Below are 412 nucleotides of genomic sequence, written 5' to 3'. Positions count from 1 at the left end.
TCATGGATGATCTGTTGCGGGAGTTTTTGACGGAGACCAGCGAGAGCCTGGACACCGTCGACAATCAGTTGGTGAAGTTCGAGCAGGAGCCGAACAACGCCAAGATCCTGGATAACATCTTCCGCCTGGTCCACACCATCAAGGGTACGTGCGGTTTTCTGGGATTGCCGCGGCTGGAAGCGCTGGCGCATGCCGGCGAGACCTTGATGGGCAAGTTCCGCGACGGCATGCCGGTGACGGGACAGGCGGTGACGGTGATCCTGTCCTCGATCGACCGCATCAAGGAGATCCTGGCCGGGCTGGAGGCGACCGAAGCCGAGCCCGAGGGCAATGACCGCGACCTGATCGACAAGCTGGAAGCGATGGTCGAGCAGGGCATGGCGGCGATGTCAGCGTCGGCTCCGCCGATCGC

Annotated in this window: 1 protein-coding gene; it reads left to right on the top strand. The window is 62.4% G+C overall.

Features of this window, described 5'->3' with window-relative positions; genetic code table 11:
• Nucleotides 1–2: 2 nt before the first annotated feature.
• On the top strand, nt 3–412 hold a 410-nt coding region (locus AYJ54_RS54345; protein ID WP_201724222.1), incomplete at its 3' end, for an Hpt domain-containing protein.

Origin of the sequence: Bradyrhizobium centrolobii (genome assembly GCF_001641635.1) — a bacterium.
Classification (GTDB): domain Bacteria; phylum Pseudomonadota; class Alphaproteobacteria; order Rhizobiales; family Xanthobacteraceae; genus Bradyrhizobium; species Bradyrhizobium centrolobii.
The sequence above is the reverse complement of the archived record's forward strand: the minus strand, read 5'-3'. Positions and strand labels throughout refer to the sequence as shown.